This window comes from Luteitalea sp. (assembly GCF_022842525.1).
Lineage (GTDB): Bacteria > Acidobacteriota > Vicinamibacteria > Vicinamibacterales > Vicinamibacteraceae > Luteitalea.
On sequence record NZ_JALHPM010000007.1, the window covers coordinates 20,616 to 36,385 of the forward strand.

The following is a 15,770-nucleotide window of genomic DNA, read 5'->3' on the forward strand; positions in this document are numbered from 1 at the left end:
GCAGCGCCCGGCGTGTCAGGCGTCGACCGGCGGGGCCGCCACCCGCCGGTGTCGTTCCCGAACGGCCCGGGCGAGCGCCTCGGCAAGCGTCGCCGCCTTGATCGGCTTGGCCACGAAGTCGTCCATGCCGGCGGCCAGGCACGCTTCCCGGTCGCCGAGCAGGGCATTGGCCGTCACCGCGATCATCCACGGTCGGCGCGCCGGGTCCGGCTCGCGCGCCACGACGTGACGGGCCACGTCGAAGCCGTCGACCTCGGGCATCTGGATGTCCAGCAGCACGACGTCGTAATCGCGTCGGGCCAGTGCGTCGATCGCCTCGCGGCCGTCGACGGTGGCATCCACCTCCCACCCGAGACGACGCAGCATCATCAGGGCCACCTTGCGGTTGACGGCGTTGTCCTCGGCCAACAGGGCGTGCCCTTGCACGAGCGTGGCGGTCGCCCCCCGCGTTGCCGCAGCACATGATCGGTCGACCCTGCCGTCGACCACGGCAGGCAGGCACACGACGCACTGGAAGACCGATCCCTCGCCAGGCGTGCTCGTGACGGAGATCTCCCCCTCCATCAACTCGACGAGACGACGGCTGATCGCGAGCCCCAGCCCCGTGCCGCCGAAGCGGCGGGCCGTCGAGGCATCCACCTGCGAGAACGGCTGGAACAGTCGTGGCAGCGCCTCCGCCGGGATGCCGATGCCCGTGTCCCGCACCTCGAACGACAGCAGGCTGTCGGCTCCAGGCACCCGGTCGACCGCGACCACGACATGGCCACGATTGGTGAACTTGACGGCGTTGCCGGCCAGGTTGATCAGCACCTGACGCAGGCGATTGGCGTCGCCTTCGACGAGGGTCGGCACATCGTCGGCGACGACGAGCCGCAGATCGATGCCCTTCTCGCGGGCACGCGTCGCCAGGATCGCCAGCGCGCCCTGCACGACCTCGCGCAGGACGAACGGCGCGGCCACCAGATCGAGATATCCCGACTCGATCTTCGAGAAGTCGAGGATGTCGTCGATGATGGCCAGCAGCGCATCGCCGCTGACGCGAATCGTCTCGGCGCAATCGCGCTGCTCCGGGGTCAGCGGTGACTCGAGCAGCAGGCTGGTCATGCCGACCACGCCGTTCATCGGCGTGCGGATCTCGTGGCTCATCATCGCGAGGAACTGGCTCTTGGCCTGGCTGGCCTGGGTGGCCTCGGCGGCCAGGGCCCGCGCGTGGACGGCGGATCGCTCCAGTTCCTCGTTGGTCACGACGAGTCGGGCCGTCATGACCTCGGCCAGCGCCTCGGCCTTCGCACGCCCATCGGTCATGACCAGGCCGAGCAGTCCCGCGAGCAGCGAGGCCACCAGTCCGGCCCCGAGCACGAGGGGCGGCAGGATCTCGGCGTCGAGCAGGTCGCGAGCCTGGCGGGCCCGGAACTCGAACTGCCAGCGCTGCCCGTCGACGTCCAGTGTCGCGCGACGCGTGAAGGTGCCGCGCGCGTCGGCGACGCCGCTGTCGAACAGCGTGCGGGCCTCTCCCGCCTGCTCCGCCTCGCGGATGGCGAACGCGATGTCCTGTCCGCCGGCTTCGACGAGGCCCTGCGTGAGCTCGTCGACGCGAATGGAGGCGTAGACCCAGCCCGTGAGCGCCGCCGTCCGCTCCTCGGCCGTGCTCGCCGGCCGTCCTGGCCCGTAGACGGGCAGGAACAGCAGGAACCCGGGCACATCGCCCTCGCCTTCGATGACCTGGATGCGGCGCGACAGTGCGGCCTGATCGGTGACCATGGCACGTTCCGCGGCCGATCGCCGCGTGATGCCTGAGCCGACGTCGAGACCGAGCGCGCCGCGATTGCGGGCCACCGGCTCGATGCGCGTGACGACGTAGAGGAAGGGATTGAGGCCGGCGCGTTCGACGCGGAACGTCGTCGACCCCTCGCGGCGAATGCGCGCCTCGAGCGCCTCGATGTCGGCGCGGGGGATCCGCTCGACCCGACCGAGGCCGACCACCCCGTCGTTGAGGAAGGGCGCCACGGCATCGACGTACCGGCGCCAGTCGGCAGGCGTGGCATCGGGCTGTGTGTAGACCAGCGCCCGCGCGCCGTACACGGCCTGCTTGGCCGACGCCAGCCGCCCCCGCATCGTCGTCAGGACACGATCGCTGCGCTGCTGGAACACGCCGCCCTCGGCGCGATGGACCTGCCGGGCCACGATCTGCCAGGACGCCACCGTGAGGAGCAGGCACGCGGCGAACACCAGGGCGGCGATGCGCCACCCACGTACGCGCCGGCGGGAGGAGTCCCCATGTTCCCGGGGACCGGCCGGCACTGCCACGTCCCTACCGAAGGTCACGGGGGAACTATCGGCCGCGACGGGCGCCACCGACAGCACCCTGCGTGGCCGGCAGGAGTACCTTGTAGGGCATGATTCGGCGTCGACACTGCCTTCCCGCACTGTTCGTACTGTGTGCCACGGTCCTGTCCGTTCACGCGCAGACGCCAGCGGTGCGCCCCCTCACCCACGAAGACCTGTGGACCATGCCGCGGGTCGGCGCGCCAGCCATCAGCCCGGACGGCAGATGGGTCGTGATGAGCGTGACCGAGCCGGCCTACGACGACACCCAGCAGGTCAGCGATCTCTGGATCGTGCCGTCCGACGGGAGTGCCCCGCCCCGGCGCCTGACCGCGACCCGGACCGCGGAAAGCGGCGCGACGTGGAGCCAGGACAGCACCCGCCTGGCCTTCTCGGCGCGACGAGGCGATGACGAGGCGCCGCAGATCTACGTGCTGCACGTGGCACTCGGCGGCGAGGCACAGCGGGTCACGTCGGTGTCAACCGGCGCCCGCGCCCCTCGTTGGCGACCGGACGGCACCGCCATCGCCTTCACCAGCGACGTCTACCCGGGGGCCCGCACCGAGGCGGAGAACAAGGCCGCCGCCGCCGAGCGCAAGGCACGGAAGTACTCGGCGCGGGTCTACGACGCCTTTCCGGTCCGCGACTTCGACCGGTGGCTCGACGACCGCCACGCCACGCTGCTCGTGCAGCCCCTCACACCGGGAACACCCGCCCGTGACCTGCTGGCGGGATCGGCGCTGGTGGCGGGGCCAGGCTTCTCCGGGCAGACGGGCAGCGGGTCCGAACAGATCGCCGCGACGTGGGCGCCCGATGGGTCCGGCCTCGTGTTTGCCGCCACCAGCAACCGCCACGAGGCCGCTCGGGCCGACGTGGTCGACTCCCTGTGGTTCGTGCCGGCCGACGGAGGTCCCCCACGCCGACTGACGACCGATGGCGACAGCTACGGCAGCCCGGTCTTCTCGCCGGATGGCCGTGCGCTGTACGCGCAGGTCGAGCCCCGGAGCCCTCGCGTGTACTCCATGACGCGGCTGGTGCGATGGACCTGGCCGGACATGGCCAACCGCCAGTTGCTCGGGACCACACTCGATCGTGCGATCGGCGCCCCGCGGTTCTCGCCGGACGGCAGCCGGATCTTCTTCACCGCCGAGGACCAGGGCCACGAGCGCCTGTACACGATGGCGGCCACCGGGGGCACGCCGCAAGAGATCGGCACCCTCGATGCAGGCACGCTGACCGGCCTGGACGTCGGCGGCTCGGCACCCGCGCCGCTGGCGGTATGCCTGTGGCAGAGTGCCGTGCAGCCTCCCGAGGTGGTGCGGGTGGATCTGGCGTCCGGCGGTCGCACGCCGCTCACCCGCTTCACGACGGAACGCCTCCGCGCGCTGGATCTCCCGACGCCTGAGACGTTCTGGTTCACGAGCACGCGGGGCGCCCGCCTCCACAACCTGCTGGTGCGGCCGGCCGGTTTCGACCCCGCGAAGAAGTACCCGCTGCTCGTGCTCATGCACGGCGGTCCGCATGGGGCGTGGCGCGACGAGTGGGTGCTGCGATGGAACTACCACCTGCTCGGGGCCCCTGGCTACGTCGTCCTGCTGACCAACTACATGGGATCGACGGGCTTCGGCGAGGCCTTCGCCCAGCGCATCCAGGGTGACCCGCTCGAGGGCCCGGCACTCGAGATCAACCAGGCGGCCGACGAGGCCATCGCGCGGTACCCGTTCATCGACGCGACGCGACAGGTGGCGGCCGGCGCGTCGTACGGCGGGCATCTCGCCAACTGGATGGCCGTGACCACGACCCGCTACCGCACGCTCGTCAGTCATGCCGGCCTGTTCGATCTCGCCGCGCAATGGGGCACGAGCGACATCGCGTACGCCCGCGAGCGCAACATGGGCGCCCCGGTCTGGGAGGACCCGGCCACGTGGGCCAGACAGTCCCCGCTGTTTCGCGCAGGTCAGCTGAAGACGCCGATGCTGGTCACGGTGGGCGAACGCGACTACCGCGTCCCGGCCAACAACGCGCTCCAGTTGTGGGCGGCCCTGCAGCGGATGCACGTGCCCAGTCGCCTCATCGTGTTTCCCGAGGAGAACCACTGGATCCTCCGCGCGGAGAACAGCCGGTTCTTCTACGCCGAGGTCCACGCGTGGCTGGCCCGCTGGCTCGCCGAGGGAGGCAAGTAGGTCGGGAGTCGGGAGCCGGAGGGCTCAGCGAGCGACGACGGTGCCAGGGGTGGCGGGAGACACGGCTCCCGACCTGGCCTGGCCACGTGGTGAGGAGGCGCTCGCGCACCTGCGCGTCGCGCGCATGGCCCCGCAGGAACTCGGCCCGGGCATCGAGCAGATGCTCGGTCGGCGGCAGGTGCGTCCGCAGGGCGGCCTCGATCGCCTGGTCGATGGCACGCACGGACGCGGCCGTCGTCACCCGCTCGACCGGGATGTCGACGCGGCCACTGTTCTCCCGGGCGCGTTCGGCGAGGGTCGCCTGCTGCACGGCCCGCACCTGCACGTGCGCGTCCGCGCCGGTCGCGGCCACCAGCGCCGTGGCCAGTCGACGCTGCAGGTCGGCGGCGTCGCGGTCCGAGCCGACGACCACGGCACGGAGGTCGACGCTGCCGCGCGAGACAATGGGATCGACGCGAATCGCATCGGCCATCAGCGGTTCCCGCGCCACGATGCGGTTCAGGGCATTGCGGGCGCGGATCTCGCACGGACCGGGCGGGCCACCGGCGCGTGCTACGGTGCTGGTATGGGGCAACGACGATGGTCTGGCCACACGATCGTCTGGATCTTCGCCATCAGCGTGGTGCTGTTCGCGCAGTGGCCGATGCTGAAGGGACGCTGGTACCAGTGGACCGGCGCGGCGCCGCCGGCGAGTGCCATCGTGTGGCACACGGAGATCGAGACCGCCCTGGCTGAGGCGCGACGCCTCGACCGCCCGGTGCTCGTCGACTTCATGGCGGACTGGTGTCCCCCGTGCGTGACGATGACGCACGACGTGTGGCCGAACGCGGCCATCGTCGCGGCCGTGCAGGAGGGCTATGTGCCGCTGCAGATCGACATCGATCGACACCCCGACGTGGCGCAGCGCTACGAGGTGTACGGCATCCCCAGCGTCATCGTGGTGGACGGCGCCGGCCGCGTGGTGCGGCGCGCCTCGTTCATGAGTGCGGGCGGGATGGAGCGGTTCCTCGCGGGGCAGGACTGAGACGCGGAACCGCTCCGGTGCGGGACGAGGAGGCTCGTGCGAGGCCTTACCGGAACAGCGGCCCGATCCCGATGTAGAAGCGGTAGCGACCGTCGAAGTCGAACGCCGTCCCGAGATACACCGGCCCCAGCAACGTCTCCATCACCCCGGCCAGCGAGACGCTGCTGCGATAGGTCATGTCACCCCACTCGGTGTGGGCGCTGCCCGACTCGAACCAGCCGCCGAGATAGATGTTGCCGCCCAGCACGTCGGCCATCCGGCCGACGCGTTTCAGATAGCCGAGACCGCCGAGCACGTAGTTGCTCGAGCGCAGTTCGTCGCCGTTGAACGCGCTGAGGCGCAGCGGGCCACCGAGCGAGAAATCGTTGATCAGAGGCTGCTCGCCGAACGAACTGCCGAGGCCGTAGCTCACGAAGAGCCGGTCCTCGCGATGGACCCGTCGGAACCACGAGCCGGTGACTTCGCCCTGCCAGAATTCCTGCGGGCTCGTGATGACGGTCTGCGCCGCGCCACCGGTCGCCGCCGGCGCGCCGAAGAAGTAGCGCAGCCGGCTCCGCAGGAAGTGGCCCCTGGTGGGCACCACGGGGCTCGTCTGGTTGTCCCACACGAAGGCGAGCGTGCCGTACTTCTCGGTGCCGTTGACCTCGGGCAGCAGCGGCGATCCGACACGGACGCGGCCTCCGACGTCAGCGACGTCGACACCGAGACGGACCTCGGCGTGTCGGCCTGCCGTGACGCCGAGATCGACACCCCCGCCAGTTCGCGTGAAGCGGTACTCGGCCACGAGGCGGTCGTCCAGATAGCCGTTGCGCGGAGTGCGCTGATAGTAGGCCCGTGGCGCGACGAACACCGGCGAGTTGCCGAGGGGCCGCCAGATCTCCGCGGCGAGCCCCCGCCGCGTCCCGACGATGGCATCGACGCGGACTTCCGACCCCGTGCCGACCCAGTCGTAGGCAATCATGCGGCCGCCCAGGTTCACCGAGAACGTGCTCGAGTCGACGTTGGTCAGCTCGGGACTGACCTGCAGGAAGGGCGGGCCATAGGGCTTGGGTCGGGCGCGCACCTCGAGGCCGTCCTTGCCGTCCGTGCGGATGGGGCGATAGGTCAGGTACTCGTAGCGATCGGTGCCGGTCACCGTGAGGATCCGGTCGGCGATCTGTGCGTAGTCGAGGGTCTGCCCGAGCAGGGGCGCGAGCGTCTCGCGGATGTAGGTCTCCTCGCGGTCGTCGACACCGATGACCGAGAGGAACTCCGGCACGGCGGTGGAGACGTCGCGACGCTTCGACAGGCGGGTGGCCTGGAAGGCGTCGAACGTCGCCTGATCCACGGCGAGCGGCAGCAGCGTGTCCTTCATCGCCTCGGCCGCCGCATACCCACGGTCGGCGAGATCACCGCTCCGCCGCCAGTCCATCGAGGTGAGGCCGACGAGATCGGGGTCGACGATGACGTCGGCGTCCTTGAGGGCCTGCCGGATGCTCGTGGTCATCATCGTGTCGATGGTGCGACCGAGCAGCGCGACCAGTGACGCGCGTGTCTGCGCTTCGGTGGCCGAGTCGGCGCCGACGTTGACGGCGATGACGGTGTCGGCGCCCATCTTCTTGGTGACGTCGGCCGGGATGTTGTTGAGCGCCCCGCCGTCCACCAGCAGCCAGTTCTCGAAGTTCACCGGCGTGAACACTCCGGGAATCGCCATCGTGGCGCGCATGGCCTGCGCGAGCGAGCCCTTGCCGAGCACGACGGCCTCGGCGTTCTTCAGGTCGGTGGCGACGCACCGGAACGGCGTCGGCAGGTCGTCGAAGCTCTCCATGTCGCCATACGAGACGGCGATGCGATCGAAGAGCAGGGCAATCTGCTGTCCGGGATTCAGGCCGCCCGGCAGGGTCAGGCCCCCCTTCAGCCCGAACTCGAGCTGCGACGGAAAGGCCCGCTTGTCCATCTTGCGGCGGAAGGTCTTGTACTTGTACGGGGAGTCGGCGATGAACATGAGGTCCCAGTCGACCTCCTTCATCAGGGCCTGGATTTCGTCCGGGCTCATGCCACTGGCATACGCGCCGGCAACCAGCCCGCCCATGCTCGTGCCGCTGATGTAGTCGACCGGGATGCGATGCTCTTCGAACCACCGGAGGACGCCGATGTGAGCAAACCCCCGCGCGCTGCCGCCGCCGAGCGCCAGCCCCACCTTGCGCCGCCCCGACTGGGTGGCCGGGGCAGCGTCGGTCGTGGTGGAACGCGCAACGGTGGGAGGCGAGTCGGGCAGCCGGAGCGCCTGACCGCGAAGGTCGGGCGCGCCGAGCGCGAGAAAGCCGGCAGCGACCGCGACCGGCGTCAGCAGGCGATGGACAGGGCGCAACGTGATCATGTGTTGGGGGAACGCCGCCATGGCGTGCGTCGCATCGTCGTCTACCGCACCTTCGTCCAGACCGTCCGGGCCAGCACGCGGGCGCCGTCACGCGTTTCGAGCAAGAGCCGGTCGTTCTCGAAGGCGTAGTGGCGGACCTTGTCGGGCGCCATCTGCGGCGGCAGCGCCGCGGCGTCGACGTTGCCCTCGATGTCGGTCAGCACGATGCGCTGTCCGGTGGCATCGACCACCGCACGCCCCTTGAACAGCAGCGCGCTCGCGTGAGGCGAGGCCGGGTCGGCCACCTTGCCCGTGAGATCGAGATTGCCGAACGCGTCGTAGCGCAGGCTGCCCGAGGCCTCGACGAGGCGCGACGCGCCCGCCGCGTCGAAGACGGTGAAGCTCACGAGGCTCCAGGTGCCCTCGAGCTGCTTGCGGACCGACTCGGTGGTGCCGGCGCCGGTGGCGATCGGCGAGGTCTGGAGCGGCCGGCGACTCGGCTCGGCCGCGCATCCGGCAAGAGGGCCGACCACGAACAGGCACGCGACGGGCAGAGCCACGGCAAGAAGACCGGAGCGACGCATGGGAAATACCTTTCGTCGGTGTGACGACACGTTGGACGTCTGGGTGCCAGCGCAGTCTAGCAAGTGGGGCCGTGTGGCTGGAAGCCCACATGCGCCACGCGTGTGATGCTGTCGCACGGTCTGCGGTTGCGCCAATTCAACCCTAGTGCTAGGCCTTCCGCGGAGCCATGGGTCTCGGGGGCGACCCTGCCATGACCCTTCGCCTCAGCCCACGTGACGTGCACCAGCACGGCGCATCCCGGATGGAAGGGCCCCGTGCGTGTGCACTTCCGGCGCCAGGGCGGGGCGTGGACGCCAGTGGGCCCGACGCGCTGGCCCTGAGGCCTGCGCGCTAGTCGTATCTGCTAGTCGGCGCGGCCCGTCTCGGCCAGCTTCTTCATCCCGCCGAGCACGGCCTGCAGGCCGTTGCGGGCGCCGTTGCGCGCCTTGCTGCGCACGATCGGACCGAAGAGCCCGGTGAGCCCGTCGAGCCGGGCGCGGTTGACCACCACGAGGTAGTGCCCCTGTCCCGGGCGCTCGCGGTCGTCGAACAGCACGCGGACCTCGATCGCCGTGTGGAAGTAGTGGCTGGCGTACAGCTGCTTGGTGGTGATGGCGTACTGCAGCCCGGCGGCGCGGCCCGTGGGATGGATGACGGCGTGATTCAGCCGCAGCACAGGCTTGAGGCCGAACTCCCCCAGCGACCAGTAGAAGTAGTCGTCGACATCGGGCGGCCGCCCCTTCGGGTACTCGAGCAGGTACCGCGAGACCTCCGGCAGTTCCGCCGTCAGGCCGGACGTCTTCCGCACCAGATCCTCGAACTCCTTCGCCACGTGCAGCGGACGCTCCGAGTCGAGGTAGATCGGCAGCGCGTCGTTGCCGTTGGCGCGATAGCGCCCGAGGTACTCGAGCACCATGCCGCGCGCGAGCTGGTGCACCTGCCCGCTGACGTCGGGGGCCTTCCAGTCGATCATCGACAGCGCGTCGAAGGCCGCCCGGCCCAGCTTCACGTCGCAGTCGCCGGGACGACAGCTGCGAATCGCCCGCACGTCCTCGGTGGGCAGGCGCAGCGCCGCCATGTCCTCCAGCGTTGGCGGCGTCGAGAACTTGTGGGTGGCGAGGAAGCCGCGTCCGCGCTCGAGGCGCTCGATGTCCCGGATCACGTCCACCATGCGCGAGGCGGGCGTATTGACCCTCACCGCGGCCCCCACCGCGACCTCGCGGTCCAGCCCGGAGGGCAGCACCACGGCGACGGGCACCCCGCTGCGGACCGTGGCAATCTGCTCGGCGCTCAGGCGCAACTGGCCGACGAGCGTCTGCTGGACGCCGATCGCCGGAGCCTGCGAATCGGCCGTTCCCGTCCCGAGCACCGCCGACGCGAGCACGAAGGCGACCACCGGGAGGGAGATGCGCATGCTCAGGGCTCCGCCAGCAACTGCTTGCGCGCCTCGGCGAGCACCTGCAGCTGCGCCTCGGAGACCTTGCGCGGCTTCAGGCCCAGGCCCTGAATGGCTTCGGTCAGGATCGCCGACACCAGTGCCCGGGACACCCACTTGTTGTCCGACGGGATGACCCACCACGGAGCCCAGTCGGTGCTGGTGTGGGTGAGCGTGTCCTCGAATGCCGTCTGGTAGTCGTCCCAGAAGGCGCGCTCGTGCAGGTCGCCCATCTCGAACTTCCAGTGCTTGTCCGGGTTGTCGAGGCGATCCATGAAGCGCTTCTTCTGCTCGCGCCGGGAGATGTTGAGGAAGAACTTCAGCACCAGGGTGCCGTTGCGCGACAGGTGCTTCTCGAAGCTGTTGATGTCCTCGTAGCGCGCATTCCAGAAGGCCTTGCCGCGCGGCCCCGGCGGCAGCCGCTGACGCTCCAGCACCTCCGGGTGCACGCGGACGACGAGGGTCTCTTCGTAGTACGACCGGTTGAAGATGCCGATGCGGCCGCGCTCGGGCAGGGCGCGCCAGTAGCGCCAGAGGAAGTCGTGGTCGAGCTCCTCCTCCGACGGGCGCTTGAAGCTGAAGACGTTGCAGCCCTGCGGGTTCAGGCCCGACATCACGTGCTTGACCATGCCGTCCTTGCCGGCGGCATCGATGGCCTGCAGCACGACGAGCACCGAGAAGACGTCGTTGGCCGCCAGGCGTTCCTGGGCTTCGGCGAGCTTGACGAGGTTCTGCTCGACGAACGTCTTCGCCTTTTCCTTCAGCTCATCACTCTTGAGCCGCTGCAGGTCCTTGTCACCCGCCCAGGCCGTGTCGTGCCGCTTCAGCCGCAGCCGGGAACCCGGCTCCACGCGGAACAGCCGCGTGATCTCCTTCATCGTCAACATGCGCAGGTCTCCGCGTCCCGATGGTAGCGCACGGCGAGCCCTCGGCCGCACGAGTGCGTGTGTGCCGCGGCGTTCAAGCCCCGCCGGTCGGGCCCTGTGGTTGATCGAGCAGGCACGGACACGCAGCGCCAGCCCGTCCGGCGTGAAGGGTTTCTGCAGGAAGTTGGCCTCGCCGGTGACGACGCCGCGACAGACGGCCTCGTCCGCCGGGCACCCACTCATGAAGAGCAGTCGCGCCGACGGGTGCCGCTGGCGCAGCGACTCCACGATCGTCATGGCGCTGCCGCCGGGCATGACGACATCCGAGAGCAGCAGGTGGAGGGTGCCGGCGTGGGCTTCCACGATCGCGATGGCGTCGGCGGGCGACCCTGCCTGCAGCGCGTCGAAACCGCGGGCCGCCAGCGTGGCGGCGGCCAGCTCGCGCAGCGCCGGTATGAGGCGCAGCCTTACCGATTCGCCGCTGTGCCGAGGCCGGTCCTCACCACCGTCACTCGGCCGCGGGCGGCGGCGCGTCAAGCGTGGCACGCACTCGGGCCGCCAACGCGGTCGGGCTGAATGGCTTGGTGATCAGCGAGACACCCGCCGGCACCAGGCCCCGCTCGGCAACGACGTCACTGCTGTAGCCGGACATGAACAGCACGCGCAGGCGCGGGTCGCGTCCCTGCAACTGCGTGGCCAGTTCACGGCCGTTCATGCCGGGCATGACCACGTCGGTCAGCAGGAGGTCGACATGCGCGTCGCGGTCGGCCATCGCACGCAGGGCCCGCTCCGGCGTGCTCGCGTGCAGCACGGTGTAGCCGTACGACTCGAGGGTGCGGCGCATCAGCTCCAGGACGGCCGGCTCGTCCTCCACCAGCAGGATGCGCTCGGTGCCCTCGAGGGGCGTCGCCGGTGCGGGGCCGGGGCCGGCTGCCGGGCGCACGGTGGACCGCGGCAAGGTCACCAGCATCGTCGTGCCGGAGGCGCTGGTCCGCTCGACCTCCACGTGGCCCCCGGCCTGTTCCACGGTCCCCACCACGCTGCTCAGGCCGAGTCCTGTCCCCTCGCCCGGTGGCTTGGTGGTGAAGAACGGCTCGAAGATGCGCGGCAGCGCCGCCGCGGGGATACCACTGCCAGTGTCACTGACGCGCAGGAGGACGTAGTCGCCGGGGGGCAGCCCGCCGTGGCCGGCGGCGAGGGTCTGCGTCCAGGAGACGTTGGCGAGCGACACGTCGATGGCGCCCGGACCGCGAATCGCGTCGCGGGCGTTCGCGACGAGATTCACGACGAGTTCGTCGAACCGGGACGGGTCGATCAGGATGGGCCAGATGTCGGGCCCGAGCGAGAACCCCAGCCGAATCTCGTCGCCCGACATCCGCTGCAGCAACCGCGCGAGCGCGGCGATGGCGTGGCCGGGGTCGACCGGCAGCGGGTGCACCAGGTCGCGGCGCGCGTACGTCAGCAACTGACGCGTGATGGTCGCGCCCCGGGTCGCGGCATCGAGCACGGCCCCGAGATCGGTGCGCAGCGGATCGGTGGGCGGCAGCTGCTGCAGCACGAGGTGCGTATGGCCGATGACGATGGTGAGCAGATTGTTGAAGTCGTGCGCGACACCTCCGGCCAGACGCCCGATCGTCTCCAGGCGCTCGGACTGCCGCCGCTGCGCCTCGAAGGCCTCGCGGGCGCGAGCCGCCAGCTTCTCGTCGGTCACGTCCTCGGAGAGCCGCAGGAAATGCGTCACCGTGCCGGCATCGTCGTGCACGGGCGAGATGACGGTCCGCTCCCAGAACAGCGAGCCGTCGCGGCGCTGCTGCTCGAACTCCCCGCGCCATTCCTGCCCGGCCAGCAGCGCGGCGCGGATCTCGAAGCCGAGCCCGGCATCGACGTGACGCGTGCGCAGGATGGCGTGCGTCTGCCCCTGCACCTGATCACGGCTGAAGCCCGTGACGGCCTCGAAGCGGCGGTTCACGTAGGTGATGCGGCCGCGGGAGTCGGTGAGGCTGACGAGCGCCGGCAGGTGCTCGAGTCCCGCCGTCAGGGGACGCAACGCGCGCACCTCGTCGGCCAGTTCCAGGTTGCGGTGTTCGAGCGTGGCGATGAGCGACTCGTTGTACAACCGCCAGGACTCGGTCTCGGTGGGTTCCGGGAGCGCCTCGGGGGCCGCAGGCGGCGCGCCATCGGCGAGGGCGTCCGTGATCGTGCGGATGATCTCCTCGGCCGCAGCCGACTTGACGAGGAACCGGGAGGCGCCGAGCTTCAGGGCCAGCGCCACGTCCCTGGGGGTGGCGTAGGTGCCGGTGTAGAACACGAACGGGGCCCGCGCCAGCGCCGGATCCGTTCGTGACGCCCGACACAAGGCGAAGCCGTCCATCTGCGGCATCAGGATGTCGGAGATGACCAGGTCCGGGGGATGCTGACGGGCCATCGCGAGCGCGTCCAGTCCGTTGGCCGCTTCGGAGACCGCATGGCCGTGCGCCTGCAGCAGGGCGCGCAGCCGGGTACGGCTCTCCGGTTCGTCATCGACGATCAGGACGTGGGTCATGGGCTCGGACGCGACGGGACGCCGCGTTTCGCATTCTGACGAGTTTGGCGCGCAAATCAAGCCGTTAGTGCGCGTCGTCGAATCCTGCTAAGTTGATGACCCAGTGGAAGTTGGACAATCTCGTAACTACTCGGCCCCGACCCGGGAAATGGTTCTGACTTGCATGACTAATGTCGCCGCCATGAAGGGTCTTGTGCGCCTCGGCGCGTGCCTCTGGAGCCTCGTCTGCAGCGAGGCGACGGTGGTCGCGCAGACGCGTCCCGAGGCTGCCCGCCCGGCCGCCGCCACAAACGTGCGGGTCCTGGTCACCGACGCGGCCACAGGCGCGGCCATCGCGGACGCGATCGTCCAGTGTGGTCAGGCAGCGCCCGTGATTACGGATTTGTCCGGCTTCGCGAGCCTGATTTCCTGCGTGTCGACAGTCGACGTCACGCGCGATGGCTATGCCTCCGCGCGCCTGGCCCCGCCGCACACCGATCCGCTCCACGTGCGCCTCGCGCCCGAGCGACGCGCCACCGAGACCGTGACGGTGGTCGGGCCTGCCGCGGGCGAGACCGAAGCGGCGGTGCCGGGGCAGATCGCGATCGGCCGCGAGGAGCTCGCCATGCTGCGCAGCGTGACCTTCGACGACCCGATCCGTACGTTGCAGCAGTTGCCCGGCGTGGCGACCAGCGACGAACTGCGCGCGGAGCTGTCGGTACGCGGCAGTCCGTTCCGCCAGGTCGGGCTGGTGCTGGACGAGGTGAAGAGTCGCCTGCTGGTCCACACCGTGCGCGGCGTGGAACAGACCGGATCGGTGGCGTTGCTCAACGCCGACCTGCTCGAGGCCGCCAGCCTGACACCGGGCGCGGGTCCGCAGCGCTTCGGCAACACGGTGGGCGCCGAGCTGTCGATTCGCACGCGACCCGGGCGCAGCGACGGCGTGCACGGCCGCGCCATGGCCAGCGCCATTGCCTCGACGGGATACCTGGAAGGCCCGCTGCTGACCGATCGCGTGACGTTCATCGCCGGCGTGCGGCGCAGCTATGCCTCGTGGATCGTCCGCCGCATCGACCCCGACGTCAGCGGCACGTTCGAGTTCACCGACGCGCAGGCCAAGGTCGACGCGCGCGTCGGCACGCGGCAACGCCTGAGCCTCGGCCTGCTCGCCGGCACCTCCGCCTACGACGAGCGCGGACGACGGACGAGTGCCAACGCCCTCGCCGTCGGCGAGAACGAGACGGCGATGGGCACGCTCGCCTGGCAGGCCCAGCTCGGTGCGCACTGGGTCGTGCGGCAGCGCGTGGCGGCCATCTCCAGCCGCTACCGCAACGAGAACCCTGATGCCCTGCCCCTCGACACCGGCACGGAGCACGAGTGGCTGTCGCGCTCGATCGTCGAATGGGCGCCGACGCCATCGGTGTCGCTCGATGGCGCCGCCCAGGTCCAGCGCTTCGCCAGTCGCGGCGCCTCGACGGTCTATCACCCGACGACGCGGCGGCCCGACTCGGACGTGGCGCATGCGGGCACGCAGACGCTGACCGGCGGCCACGTGCACGCACGCTGGTCACCGCATCGCGCCGTCACCCTGGGCGGTGGGCTGCGCGCCGATCGCCTTCATGCGCTGGAGACGTTCGTCGGCGGCTGGGCGCAGGCGCAGGTGGCGCTGTCGGCTGATCTCGCGATCACCGCCGCGGTCAGCCGACATGGGCAGTCACCCGACGTCCTGCAGCGGTTCGGACCCGCCGGCACGGCGACGCTCGCCTTCGAACGGGCCAGGCTCCTCGATGTCGGCCTCGGATGGCGCCGCGGGGCGTGGGGCCTCGCGCTGAACCTCTACGACCGTCGCGAGACCGACGGCCTCGACACGCCTGATCGACAGTTCCGGCTCACGCCAGAGGGACGACTGGCCGGCGGCAACCCGCGCGCGCCGTGGCTCAACGCCTGGACGGGTCAGGCCCGCGGGGCCGAGGTCCTCCTGCGCCGCCAGTCGGCCCCGGGCGTGCGTGGCGTGCGCTGGTCGGGCTGGATCGGCTACGGGTACGGGCGCACCACCTATGGGAGCGCCATCGACCCGTCGTTTGCCGGCGCCTTCGATCAGCGCCACCTCGTCACCGTGTCGGCCACGACGCAGATTGGCGAGCGGTGGGATGCCGCCACGACGCTGCGTGTGGCCACCAACTGGCCCTACGAGGGGTGGTTCGGCCCGCGTGCCGACGGCCGCATCGTCCTCGCCGCCGAGCGCAATGCGCTGCGGTTGCCCGACTACGGCCGGCTCGACCTGCGGGTGCGCTACCGCGTGCCGCTGCCGCGCGGGCGGCTGCTGCTGTTCGCCGAGGCGCTCAACGCGACCAATGCCGCCAACTACCGGCAGGTCAGCGCGAGCATCGACACGCGCACGTTCGTGGTCGGCCGGTTGTCGGAGAAGCAGCTGCCGATCATTCCCGCGGTGGGGATCGCCTACGAATTCTGAACAACTGAGGGTGAACGGCGACCTGAAGAGTGAAGAATGGA

At 70.4% G+C, this 15,770-nt stretch carries 9 protein-coding genes and 1 pseudogene; 3 read left to right on the top strand and 7 right to left on the bottom strand.

Annotated features, from left to right (window positions below):
* Window positions 1-15: 15 nt before the first annotated feature.
* Window positions 16-2,229 carry a CHASE domain-containing protein gene (locus Q0C41_RS02795; protein WP_291980927.1) on the bottom strand — a complete coding sequence of 738 codons (2,214 nt, stop codon included), beginning with the start codon at window positions 2,227-2,229 and terminating at the stop codon, window positions 16-18.
* Window positions 2,230-2,477: 248 nt separating this feature from the next.
* Between Q0C41_RS02795 and Q0C41_RS02800 the strand changes: the two genes are divergently transcribed.
* The gene (locus tag Q0C41_RS02800; RefSeq protein WP_291980928.1) at window positions 2,478-4,508 is read left to right on the top strand and encodes a S9 family peptidase; all 2,031 of its coding nucleotides are present in this window, start codon (window positions 2,478-2,480) and stop codon (window positions 4,506-4,508) included.
* 49 nt (window positions 4,509-4,557) lie between these two features.
* Complete coding sequence (locus tag Q0C41_RS02805) at window positions 4,558-5,532, top strand: thioredoxin family protein (RefSeq protein WP_291980929.1); 975 nt, start codon at window positions 4,558-4,560, stop codon at window positions 5,530-5,532.
* 46 nt (window positions 5,533-5,578) lie between these two features.
* Here the strand turns inward: Q0C41_RS02805 and Q0C41_RS02810 are convergent, their stop codons facing one another.
* From Q0C41_RS02810 to Q0C41_RS02830, 6 genes and pseudogenes are all read right to left on the bottom strand, one after another.
* Window positions 5,579-7,891: a patatin-like phospholipase family protein gene (locus Q0C41_RS02810; RefSeq protein ID WP_291980930.1), complete on the bottom strand. Its 2,313-nt coding sequence runs from the start codon at window positions 7,889-7,891 to the stop codon at window positions 5,579-5,581.
* Between the two features lie 41 nt (window positions 7,892-7,932).
* Window positions 7,933-8,454 carry a hypothetical protein gene (locus Q0C41_RS02815; RefSeq protein WP_291980931.1) on the bottom strand — a complete coding sequence of 174 codons (522 nt, stop codon included), beginning with the start codon at window positions 8,452-8,454 and terminating at the stop codon, window positions 7,933-7,935.
* 344 nt (window positions 8,455-8,798) lie between these two features.
* Window positions 8,799-9,848, bottom strand: a complete 1,050-nt coding sequence (locus Q0C41_RS02820; RefSeq protein ID WP_291980932.1) for a hypothetical protein — start codon at window positions 9,846-9,848, stop codon at window positions 8,799-8,801.
* Window positions 9,849-9,850: 2 nt separating this feature from the next.
* Entirely contained in the window at window positions 9,851-10,756 is a 906-nt protein-coding gene (locus Q0C41_RS31320; protein ID WP_367079094.1) for a PPK2 family polyphosphate kinase, read from the bottom strand.
* A gap of 129 nt (window positions 10,757-10,885) precedes the next feature.
* A pseudogene (locus Q0C41_RS31325) lies at window positions 10,886-11,281 on the bottom strand (response regulator); the annotation flags it as partial.
* Window positions 11,244-13,277 carry a response regulator gene (locus Q0C41_RS02830; protein ID WP_291980934.1) on the bottom strand — a complete coding sequence of 678 codons (2,034 nt, stop codon included), beginning with the start codon at window positions 13,275-13,277 and terminating at the stop codon, window positions 11,244-11,246. The gene Q0C41_RS02830 and the pseudogene Q0C41_RS31325, both read right to left, overlap by 38 nt.
* Before the next feature lie 181 nt (window positions 13,278-13,458).
* On the opposite strand from Q0C41_RS02830, the gene Q0C41_RS02835 reads away from it, so the two are divergent.
* Window positions 13,459-15,729, top strand: a complete 2,271-nt coding sequence (locus tag Q0C41_RS02835) for a TonB-dependent receptor (protein ID WP_291980935.1) — start codon at window positions 13,459-13,461, stop codon at window positions 15,727-15,729.
* The last annotated feature ends 41 nt before the right edge of the window (window positions 15,730-15,770 follow it).

Bases quoted from the DNA above. Each gene is read 5' to 3' on its own strand.
- Q0C41_RS02810 (WP_291980930.1), bottom strand. From the start codon at position 7,891: ATGATCACGTTGCGCCCTGTCCATCGCCTGCTGACGCCGGTCGCGGTC.
- Q0C41_RS02815 (WP_291980931.1), bottom strand. From the start codon at position 8,454: ATGCGTCGCTCCGGTCTTCTTGCCGTGGCTCTGCCCGTCGCGTGCCTG.
- Q0C41_RS02820 (WP_291980932.1), bottom strand. From the start codon at position 9,848: ATGCGCATCTCCCTCCCGGTGGTCGCCTTCGTGCTCGCGTCGGCGGTG.
- Q0C41_RS31320 (WP_367079094.1), bottom strand. From the start codon at position 10,756: ATGTTGACGATGAAGGAGATCACGCGGCTGTTCCGCGTGGAGCCGGGT.
- Q0C41_RS02830 (WP_291980934.1), bottom strand. From the start codon at position 13,277: ATGACCCACGTCCTGATCGTCGATGACGAACCGGAGAGCCGTACCCGG.
- Q0C41_RS02835 (WP_291980935.1), top strand. From the start codon at position 13,459: ATGAAGGGTCTTGTGCGCCTCGGCGCGTGCCTCTGGAGCCTCGTCTGC.